Origin of the sequence: Psychromonas sp. (assembly GCF_041586535.1) — a bacterium.
Taxonomy (GTDB): domain Bacteria; phylum Pseudomonadota; class Gammaproteobacteria; order Enterobacterales; family Psychromonadaceae; genus Psychromonas.
In genome coordinates, this window is the sequence record NZ_JBFGZY010000024.1 from 1 (window position 1) to 16,892 (window position 16,892).

The 16,892-nt window shown below is 43.2% G+C and carries 10 protein-coding genes; 6 read left to right on the forward strand and 4 right to left on the reverse strand.

Translation table 11 applies throughout. The features are described 5' to 3' along the window. The first annotated feature begins 308 nt into the window (after positions 1-308). Together ABZA00_RS04435 and ABZA00_RS04440 are read left to right on the forward strand one after the other, a co-directional pair. Positions 309-2,060: a cache domain-containing protein gene (locus tag ABZA00_RS04435; protein ID WP_372880932.1), complete on the forward strand. Its 1,752-nt coding sequence runs from the start codon at positions 309-311 to the stop codon at positions 2,058-2,060. Positions 2,061-2,809: 749 nt separating this feature from the next. Next, positions 2,810-3,502, forward strand: a complete 693-nt coding sequence (locus tag ABZA00_RS04440; protein ID WP_372880933.1) for a hypothetical protein — start codon at positions 2,810-2,812, stop codon at positions 3,500-3,502. Between the two features lie 618 nt (positions 3,503-4,120). Here ABZA00_RS04440 and ABZA00_RS04445 read toward each other — a convergent pair. The 3 genes from ABZA00_RS04445 to norR form a co-directional block, all read right to left on the reverse strand. Continuing rightward, a complete protein-coding gene (locus ABZA00_RS04445) occupies positions 4,121-4,261 on the reverse strand; it encodes a hypothetical protein (RefSeq protein WP_372880934.1) in 141 nt (46 codons plus the stop codon). A 49-nt stretch (positions 4,262-4,310) separates the two neighbouring features. After that, complete coding sequence (locus ABZA00_RS04450; protein ID WP_372880935.1) at positions 4,311-7,550, reverse strand: EAL domain-containing protein; 3,240 nt, start codon at positions 7,548-7,550, stop codon at positions 4,311-4,313. A gap of 478 nt (positions 7,551-8,028) precedes the next feature. Continuing rightward, positions 8,029-9,576 (reverse strand): nitric oxide reductase transcriptional regulator NorR, encoded by a 1,548-nt coding sequence (norR, locus tag ABZA00_RS04455; protein WP_372880936.1) that lies wholly within the window; start codon positions 9,574-9,576, stop codon positions 8,029-8,031. Positions 9,577-9,786: 210 nt separating this feature from the next. On the opposite strand from norR, the gene norV reads away from it, so the two are divergent. The 4 genes from norV (at position 9,787) to ABZA00_RS04475 (ending at position 13,707) form a co-directional block, all read left to right on the forward strand. Further along, complete coding sequence (gene norV / locus ABZA00_RS04460) at positions 9,787-11,319, forward strand: anaerobic nitric oxide reductase flavorubredoxin (RefSeq protein ID WP_372880937.1); 1,533 nt, start codon at positions 9,787-9,789, stop codon at positions 11,317-11,319. Continuing rightward, complete coding sequence (gene norW / locus ABZA00_RS04465; protein WP_372880938.1) at positions 11,316-12,458, forward strand: NADH:flavorubredoxin reductase NorW; 1,143 nt, start codon at positions 11,316-11,318, stop codon at positions 12,456-12,458. Before norV ends, norW begins: the two co-directional genes overlap by 4 nt. A gap of 13 nt (positions 12,459-12,471) precedes the next feature. Beyond that, positions 12,472-13,245 carry a ferredoxin--NADP reductase gene (locus ABZA00_RS04470; RefSeq protein WP_372880939.1) on the forward strand — a complete coding sequence of 258 codons (774 nt, stop codon included), beginning with the start codon at positions 12,472-12,474 and terminating at the stop codon, positions 13,243-13,245. A 123-nt stretch (positions 13,246-13,368) separates the two neighbouring features. Next, complete coding sequence (locus ABZA00_RS04475; RefSeq protein ID WP_372880940.1) at positions 13,369-13,707, forward strand: DUF1971 domain-containing protein; 339 nt, start codon at positions 13,369-13,371, stop codon at positions 13,705-13,707. A gap of 54 nt (positions 13,708-13,761) precedes the next feature. On the opposite strand, the gene ABZA00_RS04480 is transcribed toward ABZA00_RS04475, so the two are convergent. Beyond that, positions 13,762-16,821: an EAL domain-containing protein gene (locus ABZA00_RS04480; RefSeq protein WP_372880941.1), complete on the reverse strand. Its 3,060-nt coding sequence runs from the start codon at positions 16,819-16,821 to the stop codon at positions 13,762-13,764. Positions 16,822-16,892 lie beyond the last annotated feature (71 nt).

The window sequence follows — 16,892 nt, forward strand, 5'->3', positions numbered from 1 at the left end:
AATCAGAGCAAGGCGCAACATGAGGTAATGGTTACTCCCTTTTCGATTGGTGCAACGCAGCACTGGTTTTCGAGCTCGCGCCCCGTAGGGCAAGGGAAATTGCACCAATCTGCTTTGTTATAAAATATCTCTGTAGAATAATTCAATTTTATGCCTGGCATCTCGGCACAATTGACCTTGCTGACTTTGCATCTTGAAGTATCATGGGTATATAAAGCTCGAACAAATTTCTGCAAAAATGCGCGTAACAGGTCAACCGGCCTTAATAAATAGTTGCAATAATTCTCCAAAATCCAAAGGTTAAACAAATGAAATTTACGATAAAAACGAAGCTTATCGTTGCCTTGTGCATGCCACTGTTATTAATAGGCGTAGTTTTTATTGCCTCGCTAATAAATACACAAAGCGCAGTGCTCGCAGCCGAACATAGCAATGTTGAGATAAAGGTGACTGCGCTGCTCCATGACGTTCTAAAGGGGCAAGTAGATACCGTCACTCGCTCTATTAATGATTATTATGAGGAGTCTAAGTTCGATAATATCAAGAAAGCGCTGTTGGTGGAGATGACCACTTTCAGAACAACCATAGAAAAGATTTATCAACAAAGCGACTCAGAGGAAGCTGCGATAATCAGCATCTATGCTTTTCTTAATCAACACCGCTGGAATAATGGCCGATATTTTTTTGCTTATGATCCCGATACGTGGATCAGTAAAGCGTACGGCAGTAATTTAGATCTGGTTGGTAAAAACGGTTACGATAAAAAAGATGATAGCGGGTACTATTTTATACGGGCGGTTGTCGAGGCAGCCAAAAACAATAGTATCGGTTTTAGTCAATATTCTTTTTTAAACCCTGTCACCCATAAAAATGAAGACAAGCTAACCGCTTCTTTTTACTTCAAACCGTTAAATCTGGTTATTGCCTCAGGTGAGTATTTCAGTACCCTACAGCAGAGCAATATCGAGAAAGTCTTCCACGCTATCAGCACCGGCAGGTATGGGCAAAATGGTTATTTTTGGATACAAGATCAAGAGGGAACTATTCTTGCGCACCCGAAAACTGAACTGGTCGGCACTAAGGTTGCCAGCACCATAAAAGTTGCGGCCAGTCTAAAAAATAGATCAGAAGCTTTTGTGGAAGTTAGGTATTTCAATCCAACCACCGATATATTAGAAAATAAAATGACTTTTGCGCGAAACATCTTCCCGGAGTGGGGCTGGATCATTGCCACTGGCGCTTATGAGAGTGATTTATTATTGATACAAAATGGCTTGACAGAAGCGACTAATAATATTTTCGAACAAAGAACCTGCTTAATGATTATCGTCACATCGGTTTTAGTTGCTTTCAGTTTTATTATCGCAATTTGGGTTATCAGCTTTACGCTTAAAGGGATTGCTTTGCAAAAGGAGCTGATTAATGCGGTCTCTCACGAACTCCGCACCCCCATTGCACGGCTTCGATTCGGTGTGGAAATGATGCAATCTTCGCCCTCACAGACGGAGGAGGACAGTTATCTAACCGGAGTTCAACAGGACATTGATGAGTTGGAGGATCTGGTAAGCGAATTACTGACTTATGCCCGTTTTGATCGCAACGTTTCGGATCTGCAGATGCAGAGCCTGGCTATAGCTCCCTGGCTTGAGAATGTTTTGGCAGATCTGGCAACGGAAGTTTCAGCGCATCTGCAGCATGATTTTCAGATTGAGCCAAACGCACAAGCCTATTTTGAGCCTAAATATTTACGGCGGGTGGTGAGTAATCTGGTACATAACGCGGCAAAGTATGGAAATGGTCAGGTTTTTGTGACCTTAGAACAGCGGGATAAGGTGTATCTTCTCCATGTTGATGACGATGGCCCGGGCATCCCCGATGCCGATCGGGAACGGGTTTTCGAACCTTTTGCACGCCTCGATTCCAGCCGAAACCGTGAGTCTGGAGGCTACGGATTGGGGTTGGCGATCGTCAAACGGATGGTTGACGCACATCATGGTTCCGTTGCCATTACAACCTCTCCTCTTGGCGGTTGCCGGTTTACGATTCGTTGGCAGGTTTAAAATGAATATACCCATGATACTTCAAGATGCAAAGTCAGCAAGGCAAATCGTGCCGAGATGCCAAGCATAAAATTGAAGTATAGTTATTCTACAGAGAGATTTTATAACAACGCAGATTGGTACAAGTTACCTTGCCCTACGGAGCGCGAGCTCGAAAACCAGTGCTGCGTTGCAGCAATCGAAAAGGGAGTAACCATTACCTCATGTTGCGCCTTGCTCTGATTTCCAAGCTTGTGCCTGACAAAGCATTTTGAAGTAACATGGGTATACATAGAGATTTTATAACAACGCAGATTGGTACAAGTTACCTTGCCCTACGGAGCGCGGGCTCGAAAACCAGCTCTGCGTTGTAACAATCGAAAAGGGAATACCATTACCTCATGTTGCGCCTTAATCTGGTCTCCGAGCTAAAGCATTTTGAAGTAACATGGGTATAAAAAGCGGTTTTGATTTTAACTTATCCGTGCCGCTTTCCTCCCCCCTTATTTTGCTAACCTTCACCTCGTCAGCTGCAAATACTGACGGGCATAAATATCTAAAACCGCTCCCGCTATTTTCCATAGTTACAAGTTGTTACAAATTTAAACAATAAGCCAACAGATTTGTTTAATAAAGGAGAGTAATGTTGTAACTAACATTATCTTTATTGGATTATGTATAAGCAACAAATAGTTATAAAAAGGTTCAAGCCTTAATATGGATCACTGTTACGCTTTTTTAAAGCGGTTAAATATCAATGGAGCACGGGTATGAATAGTATGGGAAGCATGAGCATGGGAAACATGGGCATGGAAAACATGGGCATGGAAAACATTAGCATGAAGAACATCGAATTGCTGCCGATGTCTGCTGAGCAAATAGAACTGTTAATCGTTAAATCTAAGTATATTGGTGATAATGAAGCGGAATTTATATTGCATAAGGTGATTTATCAACGTTGTTGTGATGCATTGATTGAAAATGAAGATATTCGTACCATTGCCACCATTATTATTGCCTCTATTTTGCTGGATCAGCCGCTCCTGACGCAACGAAAATACATTAAATCACTGTATAAACGTTTCGGCACGGAAGCGAATAAAAGTAAAGCTAATTTGACGAAAATGAAACATGATTTAAAGATTTTTGAGCTGCGTGAAGCAGGAAATCATCATTTAAAAGCGGCCCTGGTTAATCGGATTGCAGCAGTGGATATGGCGTTAGATAACTATGCAGAAGAGCAGTCGCTAAAAAATAACCATTGCCCCCACTGCTTGACCATTCAGGGGCAAGAAATGAGTCAAGACTGTGATATCTGTGGCGGTACGGGTAAAATAGCGGTGACAATGCGTGATGCTCAGGCGTTTTTTGATAAGTTGGATTTACCTTATACACCAGGTAAATTTGCATCTGAATATTGGAATAAAATTCTGTTAATTGTGAGTGAGTTACAAATTAAATAGTCTAATGCGGTAGATGCCTTACAGTGTCACTTAATCTTGAACCCAATAATCAGCCTCTATCAAAAATGAATCTTCAGCCCCTTTTTCCATAGCGTTCAACAAATCAGACACAGCTCTATTGTGCAGATGAGGGGCGAAGAAGTTGGAGAACAGTGACTGATTTGATTTATATCCAATTGGGCTTATCCGCAAACTTAGTAACTAACCTCAGCTCTGGATAAGCAAATCGATACAATACCGCTATTTCCGCGTATTTCTGCGTTAAATCATCTACCAATATCCGGCTATTGCTACGATGATTCGCCTTGAACTACACGAAACTAACGGCACTGTATTATATAAAAGGTTAACATTATGATATTAAAAGCAATGACGCTTTCATTATCCAGAGTTGAGGTTAACTAACTTTTGTTACATCCTTCTATTAGCAAACTCGGGAATTTGTGGATTAACTTCCAATACCTCATCTTCTGTGCCTGCGCAAAATCAAACTTCATATGAATGATACTTCTTTTCAAGATATAGTAACTATATGGTGCTCTAGTTATACCAAATCCGATAATTATCTATTCATTTATGCTTGTTAAAATAAATGCTAGCTAGACATAAAACTACGTTTTAGTCTTTGTTATTGATTTGATTCAGAACATCCTGTTCTTCACCACCTTGTGGCCAGCTAAAGCTGTTCAAAATCGTTCCATGCGATTTTGTATAATTAGAACAAGTAGTTACTGCAATCAATGCCTTGCTTTCATCCATTTTTCCTTACGCCTAAACAGATCATTTAATTAATCAGGTTGGTATTATTTCATTCTATCCAGGTGGCGTCCGGCTTCCAATGGGACACCCATGCGGCTAGCTCTTCGGCTGGCATAGGTCTTGCGATACCGTATCCCTGTGCAAGGACACAGCCCATCGATAGTAATTGTGCCCCATGCTCAATGCTCTCCACCCCCTCGGCAATCACCTGATGATTAAAAGCAGAGGCCAAACTTATTACCCCCATTACAATGGCCCGATCATCGGGGTCCTCGAGCATATCTCTAACGAAACTCTGATCGATTTTCACTTGTTCTGCCGATAAACGTCTGAGATAAGTCAGTGAAGAAAATCCGGTGCCAAAATCATCAATAGCAAAGCTAACCCCAATATCGATACATGCTTTCATTATAGGTACAACCTCAGCCATATCTCCTAATGCACTGGTTTCCAGTATCTCAAGCTGCAACGAACAAGGTTTTATCATTGGCCGATTTGCCAGGGCCGTTGTCAATTTATCAACGAAGTCGCTCTGCTGTAACTGAAAAGCATCGATATTTACGCTAACAGAAATATCCAATCCGCTTGATTGCCATTCGACTATCTGATCCAGTGCACTGTCGATCACCCACTCTCCAAGCTTTACACTTATCGGGTGGTTATTAATAATGGGAAGAAAGTCATCAGGATATAATAAACCACGTTCGGGATGATGCCAGCGGATCAATGCTTCGGTACCAATCACGATACCGGTCTTCATGTTTACTTTGGGTTGGTGATGTAGGACGAACTGCTGTTGCTCAAGTCCCTGCTTGATATGTTCGGCCGTTTCGCGTTGGGTTTTTATGGACTTGTCTTGATGGATATCAAACAGGTGGTATCGATTTTTACCAGTCTGTTTGGCAATATACATTGCCTGGTCAGCATGGCGTATCAGTTGATCCGCATCGGCACTATCTTGAGGGTACACTGTAACCCCTATGCTGGTTGAAACCTGCAGCGTTTTACCTTTTATGGAAACCGGACGCATTGCCGACTGCAGCAAACGCTCCAATATCTGCTCGCAGTCACTCATACCTTCGATATCAGCTAGCACTGCGACAAATTCATCACCACCGATACGGGCCAGAGTATCCCCTTCCCGTAAACATTCATTCATTAGCTTCGAGAGCTTGATCAGCAGTTGATCACCGACGTCATGCCCATAGTTATCATTAATCGCTTTAAAGCCATCCAGATCCAGGTAGACAACCGCCAATGATTGTTTACGTCGCTTACTTTGACTCATTGCCTGATGCAGTCGATCGGCAAGCAGGATGCGGTTAGGTAGATTGGTAAGGACGTCATAATGGGCAATGTGTTCGAGTTGCTGCTGATGTTGTTTCATCTGCGTGATATCCGAGAACAGCGCAACGTAGTTTTGTGTTTTACCGTTAGTACCGGATACCGCACTAATTGTCAGCAATTCGGCAAATATTTCCCCATTCTTTCTTTTATTCCAAACTTCTCCGCTCCAATGTTTATTTTCCTGCAATGATATCCACATCTTTGTGTAGAATTCTTCGCTGTGCTGACCTGATTTGAGAAAGCGCGGGTTCTCACCAAGGACTTCTTCGCGGCCATAGCCGGTAATGTGGGTGAAGGTATCGTTGACCTCAATGATAGCCCCTGAAGCCCCTGTGATCATTATCCCTTCTCGCGCGTGAGTGAAAACACTTGCCGCGAGTTTTAGTTGTTCTTCGGTTTTCTTGCGCGCGGTAATGTCAATAAATTCTATGATCCGTGCATCGCGTCCCTTGTACACAATATCCTTGCCTTTGATGGTAACCGGGAACGTCAAACCATCCTTACGCACACCGGCGACTTCATAGCTACCGGCATAGCCGCTTTGGATGTTGTTAAGGACAGTGTCAATAAATTCCGGCGCGATAAGATCAAGACCGTTCATACCGATCAGTTCCGCATAACTGAAGCCGGTTATTTCTGATAAGCCATTGTTACATTCGAGGATCAGTCCCTGGTCATGAATGACAATGCCACCATAAGTGGCGGCACTCAGTGCTTTGAAACGTTCTTCGCTCTCCTGCAGGGTCTTTTGGGCAAGGGTCATGCGGCGATTAAAACGATGAAGATAGAAGATAATGGCGCTGCTTAAAATCACCAATATAAAAGCGGCGATAAGTGCCGGTACAACCCAGTCAGGCAGGTGGCCAGGGCTGGGGTCATAGAGAAAGCCGTCAAGATGAACGTCAGTGCTGATCAGATCCGCTTTTATGAAGGTATCTGCCATATGCTGCCAGCGCTCCGGATTCATATGACCGATTTGAATCAGGTCGGGAAATATCAGTTTGCGCATCTGATCAGCTTCAAAGCGAAGGTGTTCTCGTGTCTTGCTGACTTGATATTTAGTTTTCAGAAGCTCGATTATCTCTTCCGGATGATCCATTGCATAGCGCCAGCCCTTCAGCGTAGCACGCAGCATTGCCGCGACACGCTTTGGGTGATCGCGTAGTTCCTCCTCGGATGTAAAGAAAATGTCACTGTAGAAATCAACACGGTAAGTTACCGGATCAAGAACCCGGTACGGGATATTATTTTTTTTCAGAAAATATGGTTCGTTGGTGGAGTATGCGTTAAATGCATCGACTTTGCCGGAAATCAGATCCTCGAGCTGATAGCTGCTGGGAATAATATTAATCTGTGAAAGCGAAATCCCTTCATTAATGATCATGGTTAAGAAGTCAGCATCTTCATTCGTGTTAGCCAGCATGACTTTTTTCCCAACGAGATCATGCACAGAGCGGATTTCTGAGCTCTGCAGCGTCAGCAGCACAGATGGGGAGTGTTGAAATATGGCTGCAAGGGCAACCAGCGGTTTGCCCTGTAAGCGCTGAAACAGGACTTCACTATTACCCTCTGCGTATTGGGCACGGCCCGACAACACTTCTCTTACTGGTTGATGATCCGGATCGCCGCTGCGAATTCGCACCTCAATTCCTTCGTCCTTATAAAAGCCCTTTTCCAACGCAGCGTAGTAGCCGGCAAATTGGAATTGATGATGCCAGCGCAACTGTACATTGACAATGTTTTGCGGCGCTGACTGTTCAGCAAACGAAGCTGGAATCCAGAAGAGTATGAGAAGAATGAAGCCTCGAAAGAAGAGATCTATGTTCGGCGGAAATAGTTTTATTGACGCTATGCTTTGCATCCCAATTGATGATTTATTTCCCTTAGAGTTGATACCGCGCAGTAGTATCAGCCGATGCGGGAAGGTTAGTTTTCTTTCCATCTCAATAACGCCCTAATATTTCACTATTGGAAATAGTTTTCCCTAAACAGTTCCCAACACCTATATCCAGGGCGATGAACACGATAGCCGATTATCAAATTATTACAAACTATAGCGCATCGATAAAAGTATAGAAAGGATAAAAAGCTTTGCTTTAGTGCACATGAGAATACGGTCAACTTAACCAGACCTTTGCGGTTGCAACGCGACCACTCAGCTCTGGCGTTCGTTTTTTAAACTATATGGTGCTCTGGTATTATTCTGGCAGGTGGCTGTTAAGTTGCAGCTTAATCTCCAATTGCCAGGTCTATACCCATGTTACTTCAAAATGCTTTGTCAGGCACGAGCTCGGAGACCAGATCAAGGCGCAGCATGAGGTAATGGTTATTCCCTTTTCGATTGTTGCAACGCAGATTGGTACAATTTGCCTTGCTGACTTTGCATCTTGAAGTATCATGGGGATATAAATATGATACTGTTATTTCAAATTTAGTCTTTTCGCTAAACGATGCAGGTTACCCGTATCGATTTTTAACTGCCTTGCCGCTGCGGCCCAGTTGTGATTATTCTCCTGATAGGCTTGTTTAAGCATGGTGGTTTGCAGGGCGTCTGTCGCTTCACGTAAACTCAGGCCTGAGTTGAGCTGTAAATTGGTCGCAGAGCTCCCTGTATGGTGCTGCACCGTTGTTTTGTTCTGCTGTTCACTGATATTAAAATGCTCCGGTTGCAAAACGATATAGGCACTTGTTGATTGTGATTTTGCGATAACCGCAGCCCGGTTGATAGCATGCTCTAATTCACGAATATTACCCGGCCAGGTGTAACTCAGAAAAAGGTTGATAGCTTCCTGACTGATACTGATAGTGGCAACAGCAAGTTTATTTTTGGACTTTTCAGCAAAAAAACCAGCCAGTAAGATAACATCTTTATCACGTTCCCTTAAGGGAGGGATATGGATAGGGAAAACACTGAGGCGGTGATAAAGATCGGCTCTAAAGCGACCGCTTTTCACCTCTTCATGTAATGCTCGGTTGGTGGCCGCCACAATCCGGGTATTAACCTTAAGGCTTCGGTCATCACCGACTCGCTGCAGATCTCCGTATTGTAATACACGCAGTAATTTAGCCTGCAGGGACAACGGTAATTCACCGACCTCATCGAGAAACAGAGTGCCATTATCGGCCAGTTCAAATTTTCCCTGACGATGACTGATTGCGCCGGTGAAGGCACCTTTTACATGACCGAACAGCTCACTTTCAGCCACTGTTTCAGGTAATGCCGCACAGTTCAGGTAAACCAGAGTTTCCTTATTGCGCGATGATTGCGCATGAATGGAGGCCGCCACTAACTCTTTACCAACACCCGTTTCTCCGGTGATAAGTACCGAGAGATCGGTATTAGCAACCGCTTTAATTTGTTCATGGACTTCGGCCATCGCAGTAGAATTACCAATCATTTCAACGTTATTGTTCTTATCAGAATTATTCAGCAGTTGCGATTGCGGTATCATATCAACCTGGTTTTCTATTTTCTGAATCAGCAGGGAGGTATACAAACTAGCCGCCGCTAACGCATTGATAATACGCAGCTCTTTATTAGAGAAAGAATCAAAAGCGGTGGGATCAAAAGCATCAATGGTTAACGCCCCGATTAAGCGATCATTAGCTAACAGCGGCAAGCCGATACAGGAGTGCACCTGCAGTTCCCCTTCATGATTGGGGATCAGACCGTCATAGGGATCGGCGAGGTGGCTGTCTGCCGGAAAACGCACAATATCACCCGCTCTTGCGATTGCTTCCAGACGCGGATGATCTTCAATACTGAACCTGCGGCCCAGTACCTCCTCGGCCAGACCATCAATTGCCAATGGAGAAAACTGCTGCTCTGTAAAAGCCAAAAGCGCGGAAGCATCGCATTTGAACAATTTACGAATTGTTATTAATAAACGTTGAAAACGTTCCTGGCTGGATACACCTAAAGTGAGATCAAGTGCAAGCAGGGTCAGTTCTTCGTGGGCATTTTTCATTTTTTTCTCTATTAAAATATCTGCTTGTGAATATAGTCTTATTGACATCTTGGTTGTTAAAGTGACTATACAGAAGGGTTGTCAATATGACAATTTAAAATGGTGGTTTTATTAAAATGTTTTAAATAACAACAAGTTAAAATCTTGGCACGCTAAGTGCATTATAACGGGTAAAGCAAATTATATTTTTATTTAAAAGAAGGTAATACCATGACAATTCACGTTAAAAACAATATTCACTGGGTAGGCCAACGCGACTGGGAAGTTCAGGACTTTCATGGCACTGAGTATAAAATGACCAGAGGAACCAGTTATAACAGCTATTTGATCAGAGAAGAAAAAACCGTATTAGTGGATACCGTGGATCATCGTTTCAGCCATCAGTTTCTACAAAATTTAGAAATGGAAATTGATCTTAACGAAATTGATTATATCGTAATGAACCATGCGGAAGAAGATCATTCCGGTGCGTTAACGGCGTTAATGGCTAAAATACCCAATACGCCAATCTATTGTACGGAAAATGCGGTTGATTCAATTGTTGGCCACCACCACCACCCGGAATGGAATTTCCAGACAGTAAAAACCGGTGACAGTTTAGAGATCGGTAATGGCAAACAGCTTATTTTCATTGAAGCGCCGATGCTGCACTGGCCTGACAGTATGATGACTTACATCACGGGTGATGCGGTATTATTCAGTAATGATGCATTTGGTCAGCATTATTGTGATGAGCACTTATTTAATGATGAAGTGGATCAAAATGAACTGATGGAACAGTGTCAGCGTTATTACGCAAACATCTTGACGCCATTCAGCCCTCTGGTGACAGCAAAAATCAAAGAGGTACTTAGCTTTAATGTTCTGGTTGATATGATTGCAACTTCACACGGTATTGTCTGGCGTGATAATCCTACTCAGATTATTCATAAATATTTAGAGTGGGCGGATGCTTATCAGGAAGATCGTATTACTATTTTCTACGATTCGATGTCTAATAATACCCGTATGATGGCTGATGCCATTGCACAGGGGATTCATGATGTTGACCCTGCGGTAGCGGTGAAAGTGTTTAATGTCTCGCGTCATGATAAAAATGACATACTGACCAGCACCTTCCGTTCTAAAGGAATACTGGTCGGCTCTTCAACCATGAATAACGTGATGATGCCGAAGGTCGCGGGGATGCTGGAAGAGATTAGCGGTCTGCGTTTCAGAAATAAAAAAGCAGCTGCCTTTGGTAGTTTTGGCTGGAATGGCGGTGCTGTTGACCGTATTCAGACACGTTTAATGGATGCCGGTTTCCAAACAGCACTTTCTTTGAAAACCAAATGGCGACCTGATGGCAAAGCGATGCGTGAATGCCGTGAACATGGCCGGATTATTGCTAAAAGCTGGGCATTACACCCGATCGATAATATTGAACCTTTAGTGGTAAAAACCTTACCGGCTCAACCCGCTGCAAGGGAGATCGTTAGTGCTGAAACGAATCAGACAGCAGCACCTGAAGCACAAGTGGATACCATAGTCGCAGCTGACAATAAGCAGGGCGGAACGGGCGATGATCAGCAAAACATGTTATGTACTGTGTGTAACTGGGTTTACGAGCCCGCTGTGGGGGAGCCTAATCAAGGAGTAGAGCCTAATACGGCATGGGCAGCTGTGCCTGAGTATTTTCTTTGTCCTGAATGCGGGTTAGGTAAAGACGTTTTTGCCCCGATTAAAGCGGAGCAGGCATCATGAGTGCGCCAATATTTATTATCGGCAGTGGTTTTGCCGCTTACCAGTTAATTAAAACCCTGCGCCGCAGTGATCAGGAACAGGAGATCCATGTTTTCACTCAGGATGGTGGCCATGATTATAACAAACCGGATCTCAGCCATGTTTTTTCCAGGCAGCAGTCTTCTGCTCAACTGATCAGAATGACCGGGGAAGCATTTGCGCAGGAATATCAGATAGTGCTGCATGCCTTTACCTCGGTATCGGCGATTAACCTTAAGCAGAAAAGTATTACCGTAAATGGTGAACAGCTACATTATTCTAAGCTGGTCCTGGCGACCGGAGCAAAGGCCATTATCCCGAAGATGTCGGGTGATGCGCTGGATCAGGTCGTCACGCTGAATAGCCTGCAGGAGTTCGAAACAGCACAAGTGAAAGTACAGCAGGCTGAATCTGTACTGGTTATTGGTGGCGGCCTGATTGGTACTGAATTGGCAATGGATTTAGACAGCTGTGGTAAAAAGGTGATTATTGCAGATCCCTGTAGCTCGCTTATGGCATCAATGTTACCGGAGGTGATTGCCACGCAGTTACAAAAAAGTTTAACCGCATCGGGTTGTATATTAGCACTGGGTGATACGGTTGACGCTTTGAATCAATCAGCACAGGGGATCAACCTGACATTAAGCTCAGGCAAAGAATACCAGGTAGATGCGGTTATTTCGGCAGCTGGACTGAGGCCCAATACATCTCTGGCCGAACAGGCCGGACTGGAGATTAATAAAGGCATAGTGGTTAATCGACAACTGCAAACCAGCGATGAAAATGTTTATGCTTTAGGAGACTGCGCTGAAATTAACGGCAAAGTGATGGCCTATCTGCAACCTATTATGCTCAGTGCCAATGCGCTGGCAAAAACGCTGTTGGCAGAGCAGACAACACTGAAGCTACCGGCAATGCTGGTGAAAGTTAAAACACCAAGACTGCCGATGCAGATGGCAGGTCAGACGGTTATTGGCGTTGACAGCTGGCAAGTGGATATTGATGCGCAGGGATGCTCGGTGAAAGCTTACGACGGTGAAAAAAACTTAATAGGTTTTATTGTTACTGAGCAGCATATGAGCAGGGCGTTTCCGATGCTTAGGGAATTACCCGTTTTATAGAAAGGGGGATGTTATGGCCGTATTACCACATGGTTTGGTCCAAGGGACTGTGATAGATCGTATCGATTGGACTGATAGTGTCTTCAGTCTGAGAGTGAAAGCGCCGATAAGTGCTTATATTGCAGGTCAATTTACCAAATTGGCAGTGCAGACCTCGTCGGGAGAATGGATACGCAGAGCTTATTCATTGGTCAATAGCCCGAACCATAAAAAGGGCCACCAGGAGATGGAGTTTCTGCTTATTACTGCTCCCGATGGTCAGTTAAGTCCGCGCTTGGATGCATTGATAAAAGATGACTGTATTTATGTCGGTAGGGAGGCAAGCGGTTTTATGACCCTGGATGAAATTCCACAGGGAATGAAGGACTTATGGTTATTATCAACGGGAACGGCGATTGGACCGTTCCTGGCGATACTAGATGAACAGCAGACACAATCAAGATTCGAAAATATTGTGTTGGTTCATGCGGTCAGAACAGAAGCTGAATTAGTTTATCAATCCAAAATAAAGGAGTTAATCGCGCGTTATCAGGGTAAGCTGTATTATATTCCGATTGTATCAAGGGAGCGGTGTGCGGATATTTTAACGGGCAGAATACCGACATTATTGGCATCAGGGGAGTTAGTGAAAAAAGTAAAGGTGAAGTTAACCCGGGAAAACAGTTTTTTCTATTTATGCGGCAATCCAGACATGGTCCAGGATACCTGTAAGGTGTTAACTCAACTGGGATATCGTAGGCATTTACGAAGAAAGTCAGGGCAGTTTAGTTCAGAGAATTATTGGTAAAATTTACTCTTTAACCTCAGCCCGGTTTGCTTACGGCGAGGTCATCGACAATGAAAGTATCGTTTTAATTATTTATATTACAAGGGGCAAGCTTGTAGGCTGCCCTAATTTGAGGAGTTATTTATGAGTCATTTACGTATTCCAGCTAACTGGTCAATCCAACGCTCAACCCCTTTTTTTACCAAGGAGAATGTCCCTGCAGCATTACTTTCACACCATAATACTGCAGAAGGGGTATTTGGCCAGTTAGCTGTCATGGAAGGTACGGTTATTTATTATGGTTTTGCTGATGCTGAGGCAACTGAGCCGGAAGTGAAAGTGGTAATCAATGCCGGACAGTTTGCCACCAGTCCGCCACAATATTGGCACCGCATTGAGCTCAGTGAAGATGCGCAGTTTAATATTAATTTCTGGTCAGATAAAGATAGAACCGATAAACCTATGTTTAGTGCCAGGAAATAACGACAGCAATAACATCACTAAGCTATCAGATTGATGGGGGGGGAAGTGTCTATGTTAAGGGGAGGGGCTAGCCAACAGGGCGACCAGTTGTTCGCCGCTTAAGGGGTGTGAAAACAGATAGCCCTGTCCAAAATCACACCCCGCTGTCATCAATAGCGCTTTTTGTGATTCTGTCTCAATCCCTTCCGCGATAACCTTTAAGCCCAGCCTATGCGCCATAACAATTATCGCTTCACACATAGTCAGGGCGTCATTGCCTGGTTTTATAGTCTTGACAAATTTCTGATCGATTTTTAAATAGTCGCTATCAAGCTCATGTAGATAAGATAAAGAAGAATAGCCCGTACCAAAATCATCAAGCGCTAATTGCATCCCGATCTTTTTTAACGCCGATAGCAGATTTTGCGTACGTTTTCCGGGATCCATTATCAAACCTTCGGTTATTTCTGTCACTAATGCAGAGCCGCATACATCCGCCTGCAGTAACTGCTCAGACCAGCTTTCAATACCGCTTTCTTTACAAGAAAACTGTATTGGTGAGATATTAATGGTTATTTGAAAAGCGTTATTGATTGTTTGTCTGATTAATTTCACTTGTTCTAATGCGGTTGCAAATATCCATTTTCCCAACGGGTTGATTAATCTGGTCTCTTCAGCAAGGGGAATAAAGTCAACCGGGTTGATGGTACCCCGTTCAGGATGCAACCAGCGGATCAGGGCTTCCGCTTTATTAATCCTACCAGTTTGTAAATCAACAATCGGCTGGTAATAAAGTGTAAATTGCTCTCTTTCGATGGCCTTGCGCAGGCTTCTTATCAATTCCGCTCGAAGGGTAATCGCATGTTGCATTTCCGGAGTGAAAAAATAAAAACGGTTACGGCCGCGTGCTTTGCCGGTATACATTGCCTGATCCGCTGATTTTAATAGATCTTCAATACAATCGTTATCATTAGGATATAAAGAAATCCCGATACAGGCGCTTATATGAACGGTGTTCTCGCCGAAATGATAAACCTGTGCTAACGATTGAAGTATATTTGTAGCGATAATATTTATATCAGAGAGATCCTTGATATCGCTTAGCAGGACGACAAATTCATCGCCTCCCAGTCGCGCAACGGTATCTACCTTTCGGACCGTAAATGTCAGTCGCCTTGCGACTTCAATTAATAATTGATCACCTATGGCATGGCCTAAGGTATCGTTAACATCTTTAAAGCGATCCAGATCAAGCAGCAGCATAGCCATCATACTGCCACGTCGCTGTGAGCGTGCCATTTCTTTTTCGATGGTATTTTTCAGCATGACCCTATTCGGCAAGTTGGTCAGATGATCAAAATTAGCCTGCTTCCAAATAAGTTTTTCTGCTGCTTTGCTGGCGGTAATATCCGTAAAAATGGCGACGTAGCGATGCACGCGCTGATCTTCATTGTAGATAGTGTCTATGGTTAACAGTTCTATGAATAATTCACCATTTTTGCGTCGGTTTTCTATTTCTCCCTGCCAACGCCCGGTGGTTGTAATCTGTTCCCACATCTCTTTATAAAAGCTTTTGCTGTGCTTGCCTGAGCTTAATTTTGAAAAACTTTGCCCAAGTATCTCCTCCTGCGTGTATTGTGTGAGCCGGCTGAATGCGGGGTTAATATCTAAAATAATACCGTCTGCATCAGTTATTGCCATACCTTCGCTGCTGTTGCGATATACAGAGGCTGCGAGTTGCGTGGCTTCTTCATTGCTTTTACGTTGAGTGATATCTCTTAATATAGCGATAAAGGACATTTCATTGCTCAAAGCCGTACAGCGCATTTCGTAATTATATTGTTGCTCTTTGCGTGTAACACAAAATTCCCAGATCAAATTCTGTGTGGAATCCTGGGAGTGCATTGCCTGTATTAATTGATTAGCAATATCGTCAGGTAGTACAGTTTTGATATTAATATCCTGATGTTGCGGAAGCGGCATAAACGCATCGAGTTTTTTATAGCTGAGAATATTACCTGTATAGGATACTTTCAGGTAAGTATCAGGCAGGGAGTTTAATAGTGATTGCAGTTCATCGTTATGTTTAATGGCATTATTTTCACTTTGCAGACGAATCCGTGCCATACGCTGAAATCTCTGCTGTAATATTTTTAATTCTCTGATGTTAGTATTTTTTATATTGTTGCTTAATTTACCTTTGAGCAAATTATTTGTTGCTTTGGTCAGTTGCTGCAGGGGGGCTAATACGGTTATTTTAAGGTGATTTAGGACCAATAATAAAACCAGCAGGTTGAATGCAATAAACAATAATGTACGGTTGTACAGGGTTTGATTGGAATGCTGCCATGCCTCGCTAATGGGATATTCTACACTTATGTTGAGCGCATGATTTTCACCTCCTGCAAATGAAATACTATGCTCTACGCTGCTGGGCTGGAATGAAAAATCAAACCAGGCATTGCGTTGCGATGCGGAGTCGATCATTACTATAGGCGGCCTTTTTTTTCCTAAATGATCCGGGTTGTCGGGATGGCTGGCAATAATATTGTCGTTAGCATCACTAATATAAACTTGTGCATCCTCCGGCAACGAGAGGCTTTCTAAAGCTTCCTTCCACCATTGTAAAGAGATATCCGCAACTATTGCACCGATCACATCCAGGCTACCGGTTTTATATACAGGGTAGGCAAAATTCAGCGACAGGTTTTTGCTTATAGGTTGATCCTGTATGCCACTTAAGGTAACTCTTTTTTGCAATAAAGTTTGCTGGAAGTAAATACCGTCTTTTTGATCGATCTGTTGATCTGAAGGTTTGGCATTGCATAAAAGTTCGCCATCAAGGTTACGCATAGTTAAATTTGAAAAGGCAGGAATAAGTTTTAACATCGTGGCTAAAAAATCACTGCAGAGTTGATGATCGCCGGATTGTAATGGGGACATTTTTGCCAGTTCCTGCAGAAAGTGGCCACTTTGTGTTATCTGCAGTTGCTGCAATGAGATTAACTGTTTAATTACTGTTGCTGATCGTTCTTCGCTGTCCACAATAGCTGCATTTTTATTATCCCAAAATTGCCCGTGGAGTATTAAAACACCCGGTAGAGTGATAATCAGGATTAAAAAAAATAGTCTCAACTTGAGTGTCGTTGTAAAAATAACGCTCTCCTTCCCTATCAATAATATCCTTTTATGAGGACGTTAATAAT

Coding starts and splice junctions, on each gene's coding strand:
- norW (WP_372880938.1), top strand. CDS start 11,316: ATGAGTGCGCCAATATTTATTATCGGCAGTGGTTTTGCCGCTTACCAG.
- ABZA00_RS04475 (WP_372880940.1), top strand. CDS start 13,369: ATGAGTCATTTACGTATTCCAGCTAACTGGTCAATCCAACGCTCAACC.
- ABZA00_RS04435 (WP_372880932.1), top strand. CDS start 309: ATGAAATTTACGATAAAAACGAAGCTTATCGTTGCCTTGTGCATGCCA.
- norV (WP_372880937.1), top strand. CDS start 9,787: ATGACAATTCACGTTAAAAACAATATTCACTGGGTAGGCCAACGCGAC.
- ABZA00_RS04450 (WP_372880935.1), bottom strand. CDS start 7,550: ATGGAAAGAAAACTAACCTTCCCGCATCGGCTGATACTACTGCGCGGT.
- ABZA00_RS04470 (WP_372880939.1), top strand. CDS start 12,472: ATGGCCGTATTACCACATGGTTTGGTCCAAGGGACTGTGATAGATCGT.
- ABZA00_RS04445 (WP_372880934.1), bottom strand. CDS start 4,261: ATGGATGAAAGCAAGGCATTGATTGCAGTAACTACTTGTTCTAATTAT.
- ABZA00_RS04440 (WP_372880933.1), top strand. CDS start 2,810: ATGAATAGTATGGGAAGCATGAGCATGGGAAACATGGGCATGGAAAAC.
- norR (WP_372880936.1), bottom strand. CDS start 9,576: ATGAAAAATGCCCACGAAGAACTGACCCTGCTTGCACTTGATCTCACT.